Origin of the sequence: Uliginosibacterium sp. TH139 (assembly GCF_002855595.1) — a bacterium.
GTDB classification, from domain to species: domain Bacteria; phylum Pseudomonadota; class Gammaproteobacteria; order Burkholderiales; family Rhodocyclaceae; genus Uliginosibacterium; species Uliginosibacterium aquaticum.
Genome location: NZ_PKRR01000004.1, coordinates 225187 through 244970, shown reverse-complemented (window position 1 = coordinate 244970; position 19784 = coordinate 225187). Strand labels below are relative to the sequence as shown.

Genomic DNA, 19784 nt, shown 5'->3' with positions numbered 1-19784 from the left:
CGCACGCCAGATGCGTTGAAAAGCAAGCTTCTCAGGCATCTGCGATGCCCGAAAAACCAGGCTGAGCAGATTAGTTCGTACTTCACACATCAATATATTAGCCATGCTGCATGAGTCATTTTTCAGCTAATTATGAGTTAATATCCAGCCAAATCCTCCTAATTACTCTCCTGCCAGCAAATTCACTCCTTTTGTGCACAAAATTATGATTGTTTAAAATAATCCCATAACCAGGATCTATTTTGCCAACGAGTATCTGTCTATTAGTTAATTTTGATTCGATATCGTCTAGCATATCCTGAAACTCAGAATCAAGCATTCCATTAGTCGGAGACATAAAATCTCTTCTATATCTGAACATGCAAAGTGACTCGTTGTATATAGGGCTTTCAAAAACGGACGTATTTGATCTGTATTTTGCGCGCATACCTATAATGGTTCTTTTTAACGTCGAGTCAATATTTGACAGTGAAATCTGACCTCCAGATTGCGCTTCTTTTACAATTATTACGACATATTTTGGCGGAATGGTTAAAAAAGTACCGTCGGTATGAAACGGAAATTCGCATCTTGACGCGACTAATTCAGTATCCGCACTATCAGCGTCACTAATAATGACATCTCTAATTATTGTAAATTTCTCACACTTTGCAAGTGTCAGGAGATTCGCTTCATCTAGGACCAAGTACCCCTTTTTTTCTACTTCGACAATAAAATCAAGCATCAGATTTCCGATACAAACCAAACTTCATAAAATACATTGCGTCTTCTTCCTCACCAATCCCCAGCAGCCAAGCCGCTTTGACTTCGTTTACAGCCGGAGTCATCCATCCACCTAGCCCATATTTATAAGAGTGCATTAATAGCTCTTGTCCGAACTCTCCGATTTGAACAAGCAAATTTATGTATGCCCTCGAATGTCTATACACCCAGCTATAGCGTTCCCATTGCACACCTATGAATATGCAAAACCCGCCACCCTCAATCCAACCTTGATTTGCGATACATTCTTTTATTTCAGAATTAAAATCTCCAAGCTTAATAACGCCAAGCGTATGACTGATCGGATCATATTGGTACACCCCCGGAGAAAATCCATCTACCCCTTGAATTAATACATATATATTCAACCAAGTATAAAATGAATTCAAATAAAAAAGCGTGTCACCACTCTCTTTGCTTTTTTCTCCATCCCGATAGCTTTGCGTAGACTCATGCAGAACATTTGATAAAACTTCAAGCGACACTGGTTTTCTTAGAAATGTCCTGTGACTTCTTCGTCTGAGCAGTGAGTCGAAGTCAATCCGTCCTGTGCCTGTTGGTTTTGGTAAAAAAACAGACTCTTTTCCATGCCAGAGACGTGCAGGATATGCGCTGTCATCTTGAAGTGACTTCATATGATTCCGACGAAACTCAGACAACTCAGAAAGCGCAGTATTGCTAGCGTCAGGTTCTATATACGCTAAATTTAACTGAGAAAAAGTTAAATATGCAGCTCTCGACCAATATGCATTTTCCCAAACTTTCGTTTCTGCATAGGTTTTGCTTGGTGTTTCTAGAAGCAATCCAATATCAAGAGCCGTGTCTATTAAATTTTGGTCGAAATATCTCTCGACCATACATTCTTCATCAACAGGATTGACGCATAAATGCATAATGTCAAAAAACCTCGGATCCAATAATTTGTATTTAACATTTCTAACCAAGTCAATTGCCGTTAAAGTTCCATCAGATGCTTCAAGCATAAAAAATGGACTGGTTACGAATTTTTTTTTCATACCATCGTGCCTACAAACAGTGGAGTCTCGGAGATTTTTGAAATGCAAAGGAGCTTTTCTAAAGCATCATCATCGAATTTTTGATACGTATATGAATCATATCCAATTGCTTCGGACATGACCCGAAATAGCATTAATGCATGCCCAACGTCCATCGGGATGGCACGCCATGATCGAGAGTCTCTGTATCGCCACATCGCTCGTTCATAAATGCTTGTCAGTATCAACAAGTGTTTTGGTTTTCTTTTATATTTTTTAAACAAGTCGAAAGTAGCCTCGCTGCATAGATCAAAGTACTGCCCTTTATTTATTAACGTAAGACAGTGTTCTTGAACATTGTAGTGATACACCCCCGGAGCCAATTCCTCATCTTCAAAAGACACAAGATAAGCCTCTGTTGGATGCCGAGCACCGCCGGACGGAATGCTTTTTTGGAGAAATTTACCCTGATTTTCAAAACTTACTTTCCCGCGTTCTCCGAAACAAACATCGAAAAACATGCTTAAACCCGGAAGCTTACGCTTTAACGAAATCGGCATTGAGTCAAGCTTGTTTTGGATAGAATCATTTCTTGATATTTTCTCAAGCTCAATACGCTCCCCCTGCATCACCTTATAATTGGATGGAGGGGGGGAAATTTTTGAATACTCACGCATTCGCTCTCGATCCTCGATAGCGCCGGACTCATCTCCCATGTCAATAAACGGGTATGATCGAGTTCCTCGGTGATACATCCAAGCCTCTGCCCACTGATGCTCATCCCACGATCCTCTGCTCGCAGCGGCGGTCGCAACTAATATTTGGTGTTCTAATAGAGCCAAAAATGCCGACTCAGCAGCTTCGGCAGCGCCAAAAATGGATTCAGTCGTCTTGATAAACTCTTTTTTTGTAAAAGATTTTTTAACTACAGATAGCGCCTCCAATACAACCGGACTGGATATCGCTGCAAGGGGGGCAGCACAAGCTAACTCCCCGACAATTTGCCTATTCTCAACGCCTTGAGGCGTACACGGAAAAATTAGCAGTAACGGATTTATTGAATAAATGGCTGTCATGATCTCTGTGATATACAAAAAAGGGGACCTAGTCCCCTTTTTAAATTTCTATATTACTTTTTCCCGGATATAGAAAAACCGGATGGACGACTTCCGTTCTGAATAGCAGCAGGCAAGGGACCCTGAACCTTCACAATTAACGGAACTGAAGTCTGTTCCTTTGCGATTTTTGCACTATCAGTCGATTTTTTTTGAGATTTATTCATGACTATTCCTTTTTAACTTATTTACCAGCATCCGATGCTCACGCTGCCGCCGATGGCGCCTTCGCCTTCGCCTTCGCCTTCGCCTTCGCCTTCGCCTTCGCCTTCGCCTTCGCCTTCGCCTTCGCCTTCGCCGCCAGCGTCGCCTTCGCCGCCAGCGTCGCCTTCGCCGCCAGCGTCACCGTCACCGTCACCGTCACCGTCACCGTCACCGTCACCGTCACCGTCGCCGTCGCCGTCGCCGTCGCCGTCGCCGTCGCCGTCGCCGCCGCGAATCTGCATCAACTCTTCATTGCTTAGTGCACGCAATTCAAGCAATTTCTTCAATAGATCTGACATTGAACACCTCTCTGAAGGCATATTAAAAACAATATAAATTGCCTTGCATCAATAATGCAGGCGAATAATGTTAACACAGCATTGATGTAGATTCAGACGTTGCCGTTCAGATTGTGGCTACCTGAGTCAAAAACCACCCTTTAGGGCATGCCGTATGAGTTGTGTGGAATGGTACGGGGTCACCGTGCCGCCAACAGACTCGCACAGCCACGCTTGGCGGCGGTCATGTTGTCGGCCTGGTGAGCGGAATACGGCACATCTTCGCCTTCGAGCAGATAGGACCAGCCCATGACTTCATCCTCCCATGCGATGGCTCGGGTGCCCTCATAGGTGGCGACAAGAAGGCCATTGGGCTCCTCCGTCCAGCCGCTGGCATCCAGCACTTTCAGGATGCGGCTCGATTTGTCGACAGGAACCAATTCCTTCTCGTCCGTAACGTTCGCAACGCCGCAGCCGACAAGCTGGCACCGAGCCCAACTCACCTCGACATCCTGACGGGATGTTGTCTGGATAGCCGAGGTGACGCGCTGGCGGTGATTCAATCCATGCCCGCGTTCGTCGCGGGCGGACTCCACATAGGCCACCATGGCGACGTTCGGCTGAACGCCGCTGACAGCGCAGCATTCGCCGATCGCGACAGTTTGGAGGGCGCTAGCGAGCTCGCGCATCGCTTTGCCTGTTTTGCGTGTGGATTCAACCTCCAGCCAGATGATGCGGTCACCCTTCAACGCCATCCCGTCGGGAATCTTCGTGAGGCCCGGGTTGTCACGCCGGAGCATCTTCTCGGAATGGATGGCGTAGCCGTCTTCGAAGAGCAGGCTGAGGATGCCTGCCGCTATCAGGTCGTGCCGCCAGGTGTGGTTCGGCCACCAGCGCTTGCCGTCGGTCTCGCCCCAGTCCTTGCCGCTTCTGGCGGAGGTGTAGCCTGCGTCCTGCAGCAGCCGCGCGCCAGACTCCGAGAGGGCGACTGCGCGGCGGGCGCCATCGGGGAGCTGACGGGCGATGACAAGGCGCCGCTCCAGCCATCCGCGGATCACTCTGTCAGCGCGTGTACGTGAGTAGTTGTCGCGTGGCCACATGAGTCGCCCCAGTTCTACGCTGCGCTGCCACCCGAAGCGGTGTATCCACAGCAGCCCCGCTACGTCATTCTCGTGGCGCTGTTCAAACCCTGTCGCCATGTCTTGCTCCGTACGTCCGGGCGACCTTGCCCATTCCGTATAGCGCGATCAGGCATGCATCTGACCTGTCTATTGACGCGTCTATGGCGCGCAGGTGATTTAGACAAGTCCAGTACGACTTCGCCGGGGTGCCTGCGGCCCCTTGGACCGGCTGCGCGGTGGCTGGCGCCCCCTTGCGGCCACCTGCCGACGCTGCGCTCTGGACGGCCGGTGACCCCTTCACGCCGCGCTGCGCTGCGGCTACAGCGTCGCCTGCGGCGTCTTGTGGGCGGCCAAGTCCCCACCTGACCTGCGGTCACCCCAAGGGGCGCTTTGCGGGCGGGCCACCGGCTTTTTCGGCGTCCCTGGTTCCTGCTGCGCAGTTCCCCGGTCCGGGCTTCGCCTGCCCTCAAAACCCGGTGGCCCGCCCGCTGCGCTGGTGGGACCTCGGCCGCGGGCTTCGCCCCCACTCACAACGCCCACCTTTCCTTCGCTACGCTCAGTCCGGGGGGTGGGCTTTTGTGAGCGGCTCCCCCACCGGGCTTTGCCCTGGACCCACGAGGGCGACTGCCCTCGACCCGGGGGCGATTCCGCCCCCCGACCCCGACGACTACGCGGCCCTTTCCCTCGCTGCGCTCGGTCCGGTGGGGCCGCTTCGCGTCGTGGTCGGCGCCCCCTGGCGTGACGATTCTTGCGGCTGTTACGCTGGCGGCCTGACGATTTTCTGACCCAGCCTTCGCGCTCAAGATGAAGGCCAAGCCCCTGCCGCGAGGCTGGAATCAGTTGATGCCGACCGGTGCGCGGGTTAAACTTCTCTCCGAAAAGCTACGTCGGCGAGTGTAAAAACGTAGTGCCGCTTGGCCCTGCCAAGCCCCACCTGGAGTGGGTATCCTTATGGAAAGAGAACCTCGCATGCACGGCCACCGAAGGTGGCCGTTGTCTTTTGGGTCGCCTGATACTCAGGCCTTCACACCAATACTGGCGGCGTCGCCTGCCCTCTTCCGCCTTAAAACCGGTATAGATCGCCCTCCATTTGCTCGTGGCACTATTGAGTCTTCGGTGGCCCACATCCAGGAACACTTGAGCTTGGAACAGGCCGTCAGGTTGATCCCCGGCTTGATGACTTCAGGGGAAAGTGGCTGTAGTCGTCGTGACCAATGTGGGGCGTGCTGTACTTGCAGTGGGGCCTCACCGCAGGAAATTTCCACACGCAATCAGCGCAGCGACCTGTTTTGCCACCGCAAGAATTTCTCCCTTCGGCAGGCCAATCTGTTGACCGAATTCACGCCAAAGCGGCACCAGCGCTTTGTACAAAAATGAGATGGCGAAGTCTGCATTGACGGTACCGGGCAACGGGTAGTCCAGCCGGCGATTCCGGGTCGCCGCCCCCGTCAGCAGCAGCATCAAGCCTGTAACGAACTCCAGGGTTTGACGCTCCTCTTCTTCAAGCATGTCCCTGCCACGCGTGATACAGAGGCCATCTTGCCAATGCTGCTGATGATTCCTGATACGCCGGCAAACATCTTTGCTGGACCCGAAGTAGAACGGATCGACTTGGCCTTCGAGCAGGTACACACCATCCAGACAAGGCAGCTCACGTGGAATCGCCGGCAGGATGACCTCGTCCGATAAATCCCAGACACACCATTCCTCATAGTGGATGAAGGGCTCCATGGGGAATGCTCCAGCAAGGGTGTTCAGCGGCATATGGATCTCGCTCGAAAATGGTCGAAATCCGATTGTGACTTAAACACGGCTGACGCAAAAGATGCATCCGAAGACTATTCGCACATATCAATGGAGCGATGGGCGGATACGGTGCATACGGCGCGGCAAATCCTCGCGGAGAACATCAAAGCGCTTCGCTCGCAAAAAGACTGGTCGCAAGAGGCCTTGGCCTTTGAGGCCGGCTTGCACCGCACCTTCGTTGCGCACGTTGAGCGCGGGGTGAGGAATATCTCCATCGACAACATCGAACGCCTGGCGACCGCATTGGGGACTACGCCAGGGGCTTTGCTTGCAGACAGGGATTAGCACTCTAAGTGCTCCGTTCGCCAGTTTCGCGGCGACGCTGGACGCCGTAAGCTTCCAGCTGGGCTGAAGAGCTTCAAGCCACGGTCCTTGGCACCGCGCCCAGTGATATGTGCTGAGCGTGGATCAGACGAAGGCCTGCCCCTCATACCGCTGAGTTTCGACGCGCTGAGCGCGCACACCGTCCATGCCGTGGTCGGCAAGCTCTTGATGGCTCTGGTCGCGGGCCATTTGCTGGCTACCATCTATCATCAGGTCATCCGTCGCGATCGCCTGCTAGGTCGGATGGCGGAGTCTTCAGCAGGAGCCCGAACACCCGGCTTGTTGCTTAACGTTTGCCCCTTGCCCGTTGCCGCTTCTGGCTCAGCGCCTCCATTTGCTTGATGGTGGTCACCTTGTACACCAGCAACTCGTTGAATTCGGCGACCAGTCCCAAAGTCATCACCAACTTGATGAAATTCCCCAGCGAAGCTTTTCCGGTTTTTTCGAAGGCCGCCACCATCCCTTTGGATAGGCCCGCACGTTCCGCAAGCTCCTTGTGCGTCATGTTTTGAACAAGCCGGTGCTCTCGCAAACGGCGCGCTAACTCCAGAGAAATCTCATCCGAGGTCGAGAGAACAAAAAGCATAATAATATGACTTATCTAGAGTATTGGCCATTAAGTATCACAATACTAGCTTTTAAGTATGAGAAGGCTTCAGGCCTAAGCCGATTGCACAAACAGGCACCTGTCCAGCCCGGCGGCCAATCACAGCAAGCCTCCTCAACTATGGAATCAGCCCGCCCCACATGACAGAACCGCCTACCAGCTGCTGAGGGGCCTTTACAGCACTGTCATTGCAAACGCTCCTTCGGACAGGCGAGCCCCGTGTATGTGTTGGGCGTAGATCAGACGAAGGCCTGCCCCTCCCCCTCCCCAAGACCGGCTACTTGCTCTGCGGTGGCGTCCAGACCCACGTAAATTTGAGCTCGGGATAGGCCACCAGGTCGATGCCAGGCTTGAGGGCTTCGAGTGGGAATTTGCCGTAGTCGCGTCCGATGTGATTCGTGCAGTGGCCGGTGATGGCGTCATGAATGTCTTCGCCCACGCCGCTTGCGCGGCAGGCGCTTTTGAAGACGTGCCGGAAGGCGTGGTAGCACTTTTCGCGACCGCCCACTTCGAGGGCCGTGCGCCAGCGTCCCCACCATTTGCCCCAGCTGGCGCCGCGACGGCCGTACTTGGGGTCGGGCTTGAGCTCAGGGAAAAGCCAGGTTTGCTTCTGCTGACGAAGGTACCGGACGTAGTCGAGGAAGCCGTGGTCGATCAACTTCTGGGCAATGGGGATTTCGCGCCGGCTGCCGACGTTCTTGAGCCGCTTGATTTGTTTGTCGGCTTTCTCGTCCTTGAGGTCGAGGATGCGCAGGTGCGGAATACGGGCTTCGGTCTTGATGTCAGCGAGCGTGAGTTGGCACAGTTCTTCGAGTCGGGCGCCGGAGTAGAGAGCCATGAGGGGTAGCCAGGCCGCGGCTTCACCGCCGCCTGCGCGCGGGCGATGAGACTGAGTGTAGATGCGTGACGCGAGGAGTGTGTTGATGTCTTCGACTTCGAGATCCCGTCGCGTACTGTCCATTTCGTTCTTGGCGACCTTGATGCCTGCAGCCGGGTTGGCTGGGAGTTTGTCGGAGTCGAAGGCGAACTGCATGATGGCCTTGAGGAAGGAGAGGTCCTTTTCGACTGTCGCCGGGGAGACTTCCTTGAGGCGGGCGTCGCGGTAGGCGACGAAGTCGGCCTTGAGCAGCCGTTCGGCAGGTTTATGTTTGGTGAGCGCGTCGAAGGCACGCACGCGTTTTTCGAAGTCGTCGATGGTGCGTTGCGGCCGGCCGGGCACGGCGTCGCGCCAGTATTCAAAGAGGCTGTAGAGCGAGGTGCCGTTGCCTGCACCGCCGGAGAGTGTGCTCGGGTGCGCGGGGATCGCGGGAAGCGCGCGATTCGGCGGTGGCGGCGGTGCGCTGCTAATGGGAACGGGGTCGCCGCGCATGCGGGCTAGCAGGGTTTCATTCGTGCGGATGGCACCGTGCAGATAGGCTAGGGCCAGACGGTCGAAGTCTTCGGGGCGTCCGACAGGATTGAGCTTCTTGAGCCGCAGGTATTCTTCGACGGCCGGCCGAATCAGTGCGAGGTCGCGGATGGCGGCCGCATCCCGCAGGGTGTTGATGCTGTCGGCCAAGCGCTCTCGGTACTCACGAATTTCTTCGATGTCGTAGTGGCCGGCGCTCCGGATGGCTTCGTCACCGGCCAGCGATTCGTGCTCGACCATGGCGACGACGTAGGCGATGCCTGCATCGTTGAGGGTGAGGTCGGTGAAGCCATCAGTCGCGGCCGCACGCAGATTCGCCCACTCTTGCTGGTACTTGAGCTGTACGGCAGGCAGCAGCCGACGCGCTTCACTCAGCGATTTGGTCCGCAGGGATTCGGTGATTTCGCGCTTCGGGTGATAGAAGCGCAGCAAGTCGGTCGGGATGCGCGCGCGAAACTTGTAGATCGCGCCGACTCGCGCAAGATTGGTTGGCAGTGCAGGCACTTCGGGCTCCTCGTGGAGTCCGTCCTTCTTCTCGCCTTGTGTAACACCTTTGTGTAGCACTTTCAAAACAAAACGCCTTGCAAACCCGTGGAAACCACGATTCTACAAGGCGTTAATGTTTTTTGGCGGAGTGGACGGGACTCGAACCCGCGACCCCCGGCGTGACAGGCCGGTATTCTAACCAACTGAACTACCACTCCATGAGTACAGCCTGAACTGCACTCCTTGCTCTGCCGAAAGCTGCGCTTGCGCAGCCTCCTCGAATCTGGCGTCCCCACGGGGATTCGAACCCCGGTTATCGCCGTGAAAGGGCGGTGTCCTAGGCCTCTAGACGATGGGGACCGGACGTCTCCCGCAAACCGAACCTGGCGGCACCGCTGCGAGAGGCGCGGATACTAGCACGACTCGCCCGGCAGACTGCAGCAGACGCGAAAAAAAGCCCGGCACCTGAATCGGGTGCCGGGCAATGAGACAAGACAGGGGTCCGCGCGCTATTTGAGCAGCACAGCGTAACTGTTGAGCGCGGGCGTCTCCTTGAGGCCCTGCGCGACCAGCGCAGCGACAGCTTCGGCGCCCCCTTGCTGGAAGTGCGTAGTGTCCGGGTTCTTCGCGGTGCCGGCACTCTGAGTGGCGTACCAGGGCCAGGCCTTGAAATCACCAATGGCGAGCCAGTAGTTCTGCCAGTCCTGCTGGTGAGCATTGGCAAAGCTGATGGTTTTCGCTTCCAGATCGATCAGCGGCACGCCACTCGCACGGGCTGCGTCCTTTACGGTCTGGCTGTAGTCGCCCACGAAGGCAAAGCCCTGGGCGCTGTTCTGCGTCGTAAGGTGCTGCGGCACAACCGGGAAGCCGGGCTTGCGATCCTTGTTCCAGACGCGCGTAGTCGGTGTCAGGAATACCGGTGTGGCACCTGCTGCGCGAGCCATGTCCACATAGCGCAGCAGCGAATTCTGGAAACTCATCTCGGGCTTGCCTGACGGGAACTGCGGCCGCCCCTGGGCGTCGTTCGGGTAGCTGCACAACCCGGCCACATCAGCTGCGCCGCGCTCCTTCTTGCTGCCATCGCAGTTCTGATCGTTATGGCCGTGATTGATCAGCACCAGATCCCCCGGCTGCATGAAACGCGCCATCTGCTGATACCAGCCGCCCATGTAGAAATCCTTCGAGCTGCGCCCTGCCCGTGCGGCGTTAAGCACCTTCACGCTAGCTTCGGGCCGGAAATTCGCTTCAAAAACCTGACCCCAGCCCATGCGCGGCATGCGCTCCAGTTCGTAGGTGGCCGCCGTCGAATCGCCGACCACCAATACCCGGACTTTGGCCGCCTTGATCGCAGCCAGCTCCTGCTGTGCGCGCTTGAAATCCAGCGCCTCGTAAGGGCCGCTGCCATTGAGGCCAACGATCGGGCGGAAGCTGATGTCAGTCAGCACCGTATAGGCGGACTCGCTGCTCGGGTTATGGTAATTGCGGTTGTGATTCACCACTTCCAGCACCGCATCCAGGCCCTTGCCATTGGCCTGCATCGGGGTCGTCACCGCGTCAAAGCGCTCGACCTCACTGACACCGGCGGCCTTCAAGGCGGCTGCGAATCCCTCCAGTGAGGTTTTCTTAGCCGCCGCCACAGCGGCCGGCGTGATGTCCGCCGCCTTGCCGGCATCGACCAGTTGTTGCGGGCCGTAGTAGTTGAGCCCCACTGCCACATCGGACACGATGCGATCAGTCAGCGGATTGATGTTGGCGATGTTGCGGCCCGGGGAAAGCTCGGTCAGCACCGAAGCGAGGCAACGCGCGCGCAGGGTGGCGTTGTAACGGCAATTGCTGTTGTTACCGGCCTCGATGGCCGAGATCAGCAGCGGTGCGGTCAGCCCGCTCGGGTCCAGTTCATAGCGGCCACGGCTATCAGCCTGAACGTTGCGGCGCAGGCCCTTGGCATCCACGATGCTGACCCGGGCATGTGCCAACGGGCCGCCTACGGCGACCACTCCGGCGAGTTCGGGGCGATTGTCCAGCCCGGATGTAGCGCAGCCGGCCAGACCGACACAGGCTGCGGAGATGGATAGGGCCAGAAGGGTGCGGCGCGTGATCATGCAAAGAGCTCCTCGGAAGAACAATTGTTCCGGCGAGCTTAGCCTCAGGGCATGCAACGCTACTTGATGGGGATTGCTGTTCTGAATCAGGTCAGGGAAGACCGCAAGGGGTGACCCGACATGTCAACCGGGAGGCAGGCTTGCACCCGTCTCCCGCCCGACACCGCACCGGAAGGTGCGCTACCGCCTGTCTCCGGACTCCTGGGTGCTACTTGGCGTCTCGTTTTTGTACGGGCCGCAAACCGTGACTTACTTCACAGCCCAGAGCGGAAATTAGCAGTCAAATCGAACTTTTGGAAGAGTCTTTGTAAGACTTTGTCTTACATGCCGACAACCGGCCAGATGCCCGCCGCGACCGGGGGTTACGACAGACTTAACGGCAGGGCAAGCTGTGATCAGGACACCCTCCGCGCAACAGGCTGCAGTGGTGCTTCCCGGATAGGCAGATTCAGCAGCGCCGCCAGCGCAGCGAGCACGATATCCGCCCACCACATCGGGGCAAAACTGCCCCACCCCGCCAACGCCAGACCGCCCAGCCAGGCACCGAGAAAGCCACCAATCTGGTGAGACAGCAGCGTGAGTCCGAAAAGCGTACCGAGATAACGCGTGCCGAAAAGCTTGCCGACCACCCCGGCCGTGGGTGGCACGGTCGCCAGCCAGGTGAAACCCAGGCCGATGGCAAAGAGATAGAAAGTCAGCGCGCTCTTGGGCGCAGCCAGGAAGATCAGGATCAGCACAGCCCGCGAGGCGTACATCCAAAACAAGATCATCTTGCTGAGATAGCGCTGCACGCACCAGCCGGCAAACAGGCTGCCGAAAATATTGGCCAGACCAATCAATGCCAGTGACCAGCTCGCCACGCCGGCCGGCAGCCCGCACAGATTCACCTCCCCCGGTAGATGAGTGACGAGAAACGCGATATGAAAGCCACAGGTGAAGAATCCTGCGTGCAGCAGCAGATAACTGCGATCGCGCAAGGCGCCGCGCAAGACCACCGACAGTGGCTCCGCCATCGCAGCGGCATGACTGGCGACAGCCGCCTCATCATGTACCGGACGCTTGAGCACACGCACCAGCGGCAAGGCCGCCAGGGTGATGAGGGCCAGCGCCCACAGGGCACCCATCCAGCCCAGAAGCAGGATCAGCCCCTGCACCACCGGCGCAAACACGAACTGGCCGAAGCTGCCACCCGCATTGATGATCCCGGAGGCCATGCCACGATTCTGAGGCGGCAGGCGCTGCGCGACGGCACCGATCAATACCGAGAAACTGCCCGCGCCGGAGCCGGCCGCCATCAGCAAGCCCAGGCTCAGGCTCAAGCCCCAGGTCGACGCCATGAAAGGCGTAACCGCCAGCCCGGCGGCCAGGATCAGCACCCCCGCCACCAGCACCCGTCCCGGTCCGTGGCGATCAGCAACCGCCCCCGCCACCGGCTGCACCGCGCCCCACACAAACTGGCCAATGGCCATGGCGAAGCTGATGCTGGCCACGCCAAGGCCAGTCGCCGTATTGAGTGGAGAGAGAAAGAGGCCCAGCGACTGGCGGGCGCCCATGGTGATCGCCAGCATTGCCGCAGCGGCCAGGGTGAGCCAGAACCAGGCGGGAAGACGTGCGTCCTTGTCAGTCATGGCAGAGTCCGGCGCAAAGAAAGTGCTGCCAGCCTCGCAGAGCCAGCAGATCGACGCAAGCGGCCGGGCTTATTCGGCAGCGAGTGCCACCTCGGCCAGCGCCACGCCTAACATTCCGGCCAATACCTCGACGATCAAACCATGGTCATCGCGCTGGGCCAGGCCCGATACGCCGATGAAGCCGACCACTCCCGTGCCGCGCACACGGACCGGAAAACCACCTCCCGCCGCCACGTATTCAGAAAGCGGAATCCCGTAACGCTCAGTGAGCGTAGAACCGCGCTTTTCCATCATGAGGCACAGCGCGTAGGAGCTCTTGTGAAAACGCTCGACCACATTGCGCTTGCGCCGGATCCAGTCTGCGTTATCCGGCGAAGAGCCGGCCAAGGCGCTGTAGAAGAGCGGGAAGCCGTTCTGGCACACCTCGATGGCCACGCGATGGCCCGCAGCCACGGCTGCTTCACGCAGGCGGCAGCCCAGCGCCCAGGCCGTATCCGGACCGAAGGACTCGAACTGCAGGCGCTCTTCCTGCAGGGCAATGCGGGCCAGATCGGCGTCGAGATTCATATAGGTTCCTTCCGGGTTCAGATCAGGCCGCGCTGACGCAGCCAGCGTTCGAAAAGCCCGCTCCAGGCTTCGGTAGGATGGCCTTTGGCAAGGCGAATGCCATGACCATGTCCGCCACTTTCGAAGATATGCAGCGCGGCCGAGATATTCTGCTGAAGCAGAGACTGGTGGAAAGCCAGCGCATTCTGCACGGGCACGGACGCGTCATCGGCAGCATGAGCAATGAAACAGGGGGGCGTGGCCGGACCGACCTGCGCTTCACACGACCAGGCGGTTTCAAGTGCCGGATCCACGGCCTCGCCAGCCGACAGGCCGAGCAGCTTTTCGCGCGAGCCAACATGGGCCCAGCGCGCATCCATGGTCAGCACCGGATAGAGCAGCGACACAAAGTCCGGCCGGGCTGATTGGCGATCCACCGCATCCTGCGGCGCATACACCGGCCGCTCGAAAAGAGTGGCCAGCGCACCGATCACATGTCCGCCGGCCGAGCAGCCCATGGCGCCGACCTTGTCTGCCGCCAGCCCCCAGACCGAGGCATTCGCACGCACCAGACGCAAGGCGCGCTGCGCATCCTGGAGCGGGACTTCAGAGCGCGAAGCATGGCCCTCGCCGGGCAGGCGGTACATGAGGATGAACACGGTAATGCCGAAGGTGTTCAACCACTCGGCAATCTCGATGCCTTCCTTGTCCAGCACCACACGGATATAGCCGCCGCCGGGCGCCAGCACCAGACTCGTGCCATTCGGCTTGGCCGGTACATAGGCCGTCAGGTACGGGCTGGCTATGCCGGTTACGGCGCGATCCATGAAGACGGCCGGATCGGGGCTGCGCTCAGTGAGGGTTTCGGTGAGCTGAACGCCCTCGGAACCGGGTGCTACGCCGGGCCACAATGGAATGCGCAGAAGGTGCTGCAAGGGGAAAGAAGAAGTCATGAGCGCTGCTTTTCAAACGTCATCAGGAAACGGCAAGTATGCCAAGCGGGCCCGGCAGCGGTCTTGATCGCGATTGCCACATGTGGCCGGCGGAGCCGATCAGCTGCGTGTGCCGAGCAGCTCGGCAGCATGGCTGCGCGTGGTGTCGGTGATATTGACGCCGCCCAACATGCGCGCGATTTCCTCTACCCGGCCGGCCTCATCGAGTTCGACCAGATGCGACGTAGTGATCCCCGCCGTAGTCTGCTTGCTGACCTGCCATTGCCAGTTGGCCTGTGCGGCAACCTGTGGCAAGTGCGTCACGCACAGCACCTGGCGGCCCTGCCCGGCTTGTGCCAGCTCGCGCAGACGGCGGCCGACAATCTCGGCCACGCGGCCACCGATGCCGGAATCCACCTCATCGAAGATCAGGGTCGGCACGGCTTGTGATTCGGAAGTAATGACCTGGATTGCCAGCCCGATCCGCGAGAGCTCACCGCCAGAGGCCACCTTGCCTAGCGCGCGCTGCGGTTGGGAAGGGTTGGCCGCCACCTGGAACTCGATCTTTTCCAGCCCCACGGCGGAGCCTTCCGGCTCGGGCAAGAGCACGATCTCGAAACGCCCGCCGGCCATCGCCAGATCCTGCATGGCGGCAGTGACGGCCCCACTCAGTTCGGCAGCCGTCTTCTCCCGCCCGGCCGAGAGGCGCCAGGCGGCCTCCAGATAGGCGCTGCGTGCTTCGGCTTCGCGTGCCTGCAGGGCGGCCGGATCGGCCAGCGCGCTGAGGCTGGCCAGGCGCAAAGAGGCCCCGCTCAGCAACTCCGGCAAACCTTCAGGCGACACCCGGTATTTGCGCGCCATGCCCACCACGGCTTCGATGCGCTGCTCAGCCCGCTGCAGACTGGCCGGGTCCAGCTCAAGGCGATCGCGATAGCGTCGCAGCTCATGACCCGCTTCGTCCATGCGGATCGCGGCTTCGGAAATCAGTTCGGCAATCGGCGCCAGCGCAGCGTCATAGCCGGCGAGCTCACTCAGGCGCGCGGCCACACGTTCGGTCTCGGCACCCAACGGCGCCTCACCTTCACTGAGGGCGTCCAGTGCCGCCGCCGCACCTTCGATCAGGCCCGCGGCATTGGCAAGGCGGGCATGCTCGGCATTCAGCGCCTCCCAGTCCGCCACCTCGAAAGCCAGCGCGCGCAATTCCTCGACCTGATGAGCGAGCAGATCGCGCTCATGCTGCAAGGCTTCCATGCCCTGCTCTGCCTCCAGGCGGGCCTTGCGGGCGCCTTGCCAGTCACGCCACAGGCCGGCGACTTCGCGCGCCAGGCCACGCAGGCCAGCGTGGTTGTCGAGCAGATCGCGCTGGGCATCCGCACGCAGCAAGGCCTGATGTGCGTGCTGACCGTGAATGTCCGCAAGGAAATCGCCCAGCTCGCGCAACTGGGTGGCCGTGGCAGGCAGGCCATTGATATAGGCACGCGAACGACCGCCGGCATCCACCACGCGGCGCAGCAGCAGCACGCCTTCATCGCCGGAAAGATCATTCGACGCCAGCCATTCGATGGCGGGGGAGTCCCCAGTCAGATCGAATTCGGCCACCAGGTCGGCCTTGTCACGCCCGCTACGCACCACGCCACCATCGGCACGCTCACCCAGCAGCAAAGACAGCGCATCCAGCAGGATAGATTTGCCGGCACCGGTCTCGCCGGTCAGCGCACCGAAGCCCACCCGGAAATCCAGCTCAAGACGATCAACCAGCACGAAATCCTGAATCAGCAGACGGCGCAGCATGGCTTGGTTTCTTCGCTTGGCAACAGATCAGTTAAGTTGGGGCGGCAACGCGCTCCAGTGGAGCTTCTCGCGCAGCACATTGAAATAGCTGTAATCCTCGGGATGCAGCAAGGTCACGCCCTGTTGCGAGCGCAGCACGCGGATGCTGTCACCCAGCGTGGCTTCGAAGATGGTCTGGCCATCACAGTGCACCATCGCATCGCGCTCGCCGAGAATCTTGAGTTCGACCACGCTGTCCTGCGCCAGCGCCAGCGGCCGATAGGTCAGCGCGTGCGGGCACAAGGGCACCAGCACGATGCCGGCCAAGCGCGGGTGCAGGATCGGACCATTAGCCGACAAAGCATATGCAGTGGAGCCTGTCGGCGTGGCAATGATCATGCCGTCGGAGCGTTGCGTGTAGATGTACTCGCCATCCACCCGGAGTTCGAACTCAATCATGCGGCCGATCTCGCCACGCGACAGCACGACGTCATTCAGAGCCATGCCTGAATGGATGCACTCACCTGCACGCCACAGCTCAATCTCCAGCAGGGAGCGACGTTCGCGCAGGTAACGGCCATCAATGATCTCGCCGACCCGCTCGAACATTTCTTCGTGCGACACATCGGTCAGGAAGCCCAGGCGCCCCTGATTCACCCCCACCAGCGGCAGCTGATGCACCCCCAGGGCACGCGCGGCGGTAAGCATGGTGCCATCGCCCCCCATCACGATGACCAGATCAGCACCTTCGCCAATCTCTTCAAAACTCAGCACGCGCTCAGTGCCGGTATGGCCTACGGCATGGGCAGTGCCTGCCTCAAGCCAGACCTCCAGCCCGCGCCCAGCCAGAAATGCCGCCATGCGCATGACCGACTCGGCCACATCCGCGCTACGGAACTTTCCAACCAGGGCAACAATCTTGAATTCATCATCCATGGGCCGGGATTAAACCACAGCCGGCCAAGCTGCGGATGGCTTCAAGCACAGGGTTTGACCGGACAAATTCCCCTTTATCCGGTCTTTTCAAGCGCGGCCCTCCTCCATACTGCCTGATACGAGCCGATCCCCTTGAAGGCACCCGATGAAACGCATCCTGATTGCCGGCTGGCGTGGCGTGAGTCATTCCTTCGCCATGGTCAACCAGCACCAGATCCTGGCGCTGGCCCGCCACGGCGGCTTTGAGCTGTTTCACCGGGACATGCCCTGGTTCTTCCAGCACTGGAACACCCGCGACCACGCATCGGGCTTCCACCCGGCAGAAGAGGCGCTGATCATGGGGCTGCCGCCGCTGGATGAGGCCGCAGCAGACTGCGTGTATCGCATCTGCGCCCCGCTCCACACCCCCGATCCGGCAGCCCGCCGCACCCTCAGCTTCGCCGTGACGGAGCTGGGCTACCAGCGCAGCAATCTGAAAGACCCGGCCACGTCGCCAGAGCAGATCACCGCGGGCAACAACCTGCTAGTCACGCCCTCGCGCTGGTCACGCGACCGCCTGCTCGACTTCGGCTTTGCGGAGGACAAGCTGCGCGTGGTGCCGCATGGCGTCGATCTGCACAGCTGCCGGCCACTCGAGGCCGCAGAGCTGGCCAGCCAACGAGCCGCACTAGGAATTCCGGCAGATGCGGTGGTGTTTCTGAACGTCGGCGTGCCGACCTGGAACAAGGGCATAGATCTCCTGCTACGCGCCTTCGCCCTGGCGCATCAGCACCAGCCCAACATCCGCCTGATCCTCAAGGATGCCCGGGCGCTGTACGGCCTGCCGGTCGACAGCGTGCTGCAGCAGGTGGCGGCCAGCCACCCGGGCCTGCTCAATCAGGATGTGCTGAACGCGATCCTGGTCGTGTCACAGAATCTCTCCCAAGCCGAACTGCGCCAGCTCTACGGGCTCGCCGATCATTATGTGTCACCCTACCGGGCAGAAGGCTTCAACCTGCCGGTACTCGAAGCGCAAGCCTGTGGCACGCCGGTGATCGTCAGCTCGGGCGGTTCGACCGACGACTTCTGCCATGGCACGGACACCCGCAAGATCGCCACGGTATTCAAGCGCGGCGTGCTGCGCGAGGCCGAAGAAAGCTGCTGGCTGGAACCAGACTTCGCCAGCCTCGAAGCCCTGGTGCGCGAAACGGCCCTGGCCGGCCCGCTGGGCGCCGATGCGCCGGCCCGTCTGGCCGCACGCGAACACGCCAGCCGCCACGACTGGGATCACGCCATCGCTCCCCTTATTCCCCTGCTTCAGTCCTGACAGGAAAAAGCTCATGCAACTTTATGACGTCCGCCAGCAGCACCGAGTGCTCGAACTTCTCGCCCTGATGCGCCCACTGGCCATGCGTCGACATGGCAAGGTGCGCCTGGGCAATCACTACGACGGAGGCTACGTGGTGCCCGACTGCGCCCTCGCCTGCGACGCGGTGGTCTCCATCGGAGTGGGGCCGGATGTGAGCTTCGATCTGGCGCTGGCCCAACGCGGAGCGAAGGTAATACAGTTCGATCACACGGTTGCAAAGCTGCCGGTCGAGCACCCATTTTTCCGTTTCTTTCGCAAGGGCTGGGGGCCACGCACGGAAGGAGATTTTCTGTCCCTGCAGGACATCTGCGCTCAACTTGAAGGGACACCACAACACCCTCTCTTCAAATTCGACATCGAAGGCGGTGAATACGAGATTTTCGAGCAACTGAACCCGGACGCCCTGCTGTCCTTCGAGGTGATCTGCTGCGAGCTGCATGATTTCAACAAGCTTGCCGACCCGCTGTTCTTCAACCGCGTCAAGCATCTGCTTGAATGCTTGGGCAAGCACCATGCGCCGATTCATCTGCACGCCAACAACTACAAGGGCTTCGTGATGGTGGAAGGCGTGCCGATCCCCGAGGTACTGGAACTGAGCTACCTGCGCCGTGATCTGGATGGCTTTGCCGGTTATTCCCGCGAGCCCATCCCCGGCCCGCTGGATCGCCCCAACCACCCCTTCCAGGCCGACCTGTGCCTGAATCCCTTCTGACCCCTGCAAGTGTGTACGGAGCCCCGAACATGGCCAATGAACACGAAGTTCTCAAGCTGCTCAATCCGGGCGATCTGGTATTCGATATCGGTGCCAATCTGGGTGACAAGGCGGCGGTCTTTCTGGCTCACAAGGCACGCGTGGTCTGCGTGGAGCCGCAACCCGAAATGGCGGCCCGGTTGCGCCAGCGCTTCGGCGGCCAGCTTGATGCGGCCGTCGTCGAAAAAGCCCTCGGCGAGCTGCCCGGGCGCATGACGATGAATATCTGCTCCGAATCCCCGGTACTGAGCACGCTGGCCGAACACTGGAAGACCGGCCGTTTTGCCAATGTCGTGTGGGACAAGACCGCCGAAGTCGAAATCTCCACGCTCGACGCTCTGGTTGCCGAGTACGGCGTGCCGCGCTACTGCAAGATCGACGTGGAAGGCTACGAGAGCAACGTCATCCAGGGCTTGAACTCGAAAATCGGCATCCTCTCTTTCGAATTCACGGCGGAGTTCATGCCGCGCTCGATGGAAGTGATCGAGCGCCTGATCTGCCTGGGCTACAAGGAGTTCAATCTCTCACTCGGAGAGCAGGAAAACTTCCAGTTCCAGCAATGGCTGCCCTTCTATCAGCTGATCCAGATCCTGTGCAACAGTGCCTCAAGCGAAAGTCTGCTGTGGGGTGACGTGTACGCGCGCTGAGGGACATCAGGGCGCGCC

20 protein-coding genes and 2 tRNA genes are annotated in these 19784 nt (G+C 59.0%); 5 read left to right on the top strand and 17 right to left on the bottom strand.

Annotated features, from left to right (window positions below):
* Nucleotides 1-130 precede the first annotated feature (130 nt).
* From C0V76_RS19630 to C0V76_RS10940, 6 genes are all read right to left on the bottom strand, one after another.
* Nucleotides 131-724, bottom strand: coding sequence for a carbon starvation induced protein CsiD (locus C0V76_RS19630; protein ID WP_143707404.1), 594 nt, complete (start codon nucleotides 722-724; stop codon nucleotides 131-133).
* Entirely contained in the window at nucleotides 717-1778 is a 1062-nt protein-coding gene (locus tag C0V76_RS10960) for a SagB/ThcOx family dehydrogenase (RefSeq protein WP_101942441.1), read from the bottom strand. The genes C0V76_RS19630 and C0V76_RS10960 overlap by 8 nt, the downstream gene beginning before the upstream one ends.
* On the bottom strand, nucleotides 1775-2833 hold the full coding sequence (locus C0V76_RS10955; protein ID WP_143707403.1) for a SagB/ThcOx family dehydrogenase: 1059 nt from the start codon (nucleotides 2831-2833) through the stop codon (nucleotides 1775-1777). Before C0V76_RS10955 ends, C0V76_RS10960 begins: the two co-directional genes overlap by 4 nt.
* 227 nt (nucleotides 2834-3060) lie before the next feature.
* On the bottom strand, nucleotides 3061-3375 hold the full coding sequence (locus tag C0V76_RS20030; protein WP_173893988.1) for a hypothetical protein: 315 nt from the start codon (nucleotides 3373-3375) through the stop codon (nucleotides 3061-3063).
* Between the two features lie 179 nt (nucleotides 3376-3554).
* On the bottom strand, nucleotides 3555-4412 hold the full coding sequence (locus tag C0V76_RS10945) for a hypothetical protein (RefSeq protein WP_143707402.1): 858 nt from the start codon (nucleotides 4410-4412) through the stop codon (nucleotides 3555-3557).
* A 1308-nt stretch (nucleotides 4413-5720) separates the two neighbouring features.
* Complete coding sequence (locus C0V76_RS10940; RefSeq protein ID WP_101942438.1) at nucleotides 5721-6206, bottom strand: hypothetical protein; 486 nt, start codon at nucleotides 6204-6206, stop codon at nucleotides 5721-5723.
* Between the two features lie 33 nt (nucleotides 6207-6239).
* Between C0V76_RS10940 and C0V76_RS10935 the strand changes: the two genes are divergently transcribed.
* Complete coding sequence (locus tag C0V76_RS10935) at nucleotides 6240-6566, top strand: helix-turn-helix domain-containing protein (protein ID WP_371460134.1); 327 nt, start codon at nucleotides 6240-6242, stop codon at nucleotides 6564-6566.
* A gap of 123 nt (nucleotides 6567-6689) precedes the next feature.
* Here the strand turns inward: C0V76_RS10935 and C0V76_RS20335 are convergent, their stop codons facing one another.
* Entirely contained in the window at nucleotides 6690-6815 is a 126-nt protein-coding gene (locus tag C0V76_RS20335) for a hypothetical protein (protein WP_256376404.1), read from the bottom strand.
* Between C0V76_RS20335 and C0V76_RS20445 the strand changes: the two genes are divergently transcribed.
* Nucleotides 6774-6947 carry a hypothetical protein gene (locus tag C0V76_RS20445; RefSeq protein ID WP_371460187.1) on the top strand — a complete coding sequence of 58 codons (174 nt, stop codon included), beginning with the start codon at nucleotides 6774-6776 and terminating at the stop codon, nucleotides 6945-6947. The genes C0V76_RS20335 and C0V76_RS20445 overlap by 42 nt on opposite strands.
* On the opposite strand, the gene C0V76_RS10930 is transcribed toward C0V76_RS20445, so the two are convergent.
* The 10 genes from C0V76_RS10930 to C0V76_RS10885 all read right to left on the bottom strand — a co-directional run bounded on the left by C0V76_RS10930 (nucleotide 6892) and on the right by C0V76_RS10885 (nucleotide 17020).
* Complete coding sequence (locus C0V76_RS10930; protein WP_101942436.1) at nucleotides 6892-7191, bottom strand: helix-turn-helix domain-containing protein; 300 nt, start codon at nucleotides 7189-7191, stop codon at nucleotides 6892-6894. The two genes, C0V76_RS20445 and C0V76_RS10930, sit on opposite strands and share 56 nt — an antisense overlap.
* A 298-nt stretch (nucleotides 7192-7489) precedes the next feature.
* Nucleotides 7490-9124 carry a site-specific integrase gene (locus C0V76_RS10925; protein ID WP_101942435.1) on the bottom strand — a complete coding sequence of 545 codons (1635 nt, stop codon included), beginning with the start codon at nucleotides 9122-9124 and terminating at the stop codon, nucleotides 7490-7492.
* 123 nt (nucleotides 9125-9247) lie between these two features.
* Nucleotides 9248-9324 (bottom strand) — tRNA-Asp (locus C0V76_RS10920).
* Between the two features lie 66 nt (nucleotides 9325-9390).
* Nucleotides 9391-9466, bottom strand: a tRNA-Glu gene (locus tag C0V76_RS10915).
* A 149-nt stretch (nucleotides 9467-9615) separates the two neighbouring features.
* Nucleotides 9616-11208 carry a GDSL-type esterase/lipase family protein gene (locus C0V76_RS10910; protein ID WP_101942434.1) on the bottom strand — a complete coding sequence of 531 codons (1593 nt, stop codon included), beginning with the start codon at nucleotides 11206-11208 and terminating at the stop codon, nucleotides 9616-9618.
* Between the two features lie 395 nt (nucleotides 11209-11603).
* Nucleotides 11604-12836, bottom strand: coding sequence for an MFS transporter (locus tag C0V76_RS10905; protein ID WP_101942433.1), 1233 nt, complete (start codon nucleotides 12834-12836; stop codon nucleotides 11604-11606).
* A 69-nt stretch (nucleotides 12837-12905) separates the two neighbouring features.
* Nucleotides 12906-13403, bottom strand: a complete 498-nt coding sequence (locus tag C0V76_RS10900) for a heme-degrading domain-containing protein (RefSeq protein WP_101942432.1) — start codon at nucleotides 13401-13403, stop codon at nucleotides 12906-12908.
* A gap of 17 nt (nucleotides 13404-13420) precedes the next feature.
* Nucleotides 13421-14335, bottom strand: coding sequence for an alpha/beta hydrolase (locus C0V76_RS10895; RefSeq protein ID WP_101942431.1), 915 nt, complete (start codon nucleotides 14333-14335; stop codon nucleotides 13421-13423).
* Between the two features lie 99 nt (nucleotides 14336-14434).
* Entirely contained in the window at nucleotides 14435-16105 is a 1671-nt protein-coding gene (gene recN, locus C0V76_RS10890; protein WP_101942430.1) for a DNA repair protein RecN, read from the bottom strand.
* A gap of 27 nt (nucleotides 16106-16132) precedes the next feature.
* The gene (locus C0V76_RS10885; protein WP_101942429.1) at nucleotides 16133-17020 is read right to left on the bottom strand and encodes an NAD kinase; all 888 of its coding nucleotides are present in this window, start codon (nucleotides 17018-17020) and stop codon (nucleotides 16133-16135) included.
* 145 nt (nucleotides 17021-17165) lie between these two features.
* On the opposite strand from C0V76_RS10885, the gene C0V76_RS10880 reads away from it, so the two are divergent.
* Genes C0V76_RS10880 through C0V76_RS10870 form a run of 3 tightly spaced genes read left to right on the top strand, consistent with a single transcriptional unit; the run spans nucleotide 17166 to nucleotide 19766 of the window.
* Nucleotides 17166-18326 carry a glycosyltransferase gene (locus C0V76_RS10880; protein ID WP_101942428.1) on the top strand — a complete coding sequence of 387 codons (1161 nt, stop codon included), beginning with the start codon at nucleotides 17166-17168 and terminating at the stop codon, nucleotides 18324-18326.
* Between the two features lie 13 nt (nucleotides 18327-18339).
* A complete protein-coding gene (locus C0V76_RS10875; protein ID WP_101942427.1) occupies nucleotides 18340-19080 on the top strand; it encodes a hypothetical protein in 741 nt (246 codons plus the stop codon).
* A 29-nt stretch (nucleotides 19081-19109) separates the two neighbouring features.
* Nucleotides 19110-19766: an FkbM family methyltransferase gene (locus C0V76_RS10870; protein WP_101942426.1), complete on the top strand. Its 657-nt coding sequence runs from the start codon at nucleotides 19110-19112 to the stop codon at nucleotides 19764-19766.
* Nucleotides 19767-19784 lie beyond the last annotated feature (18 nt).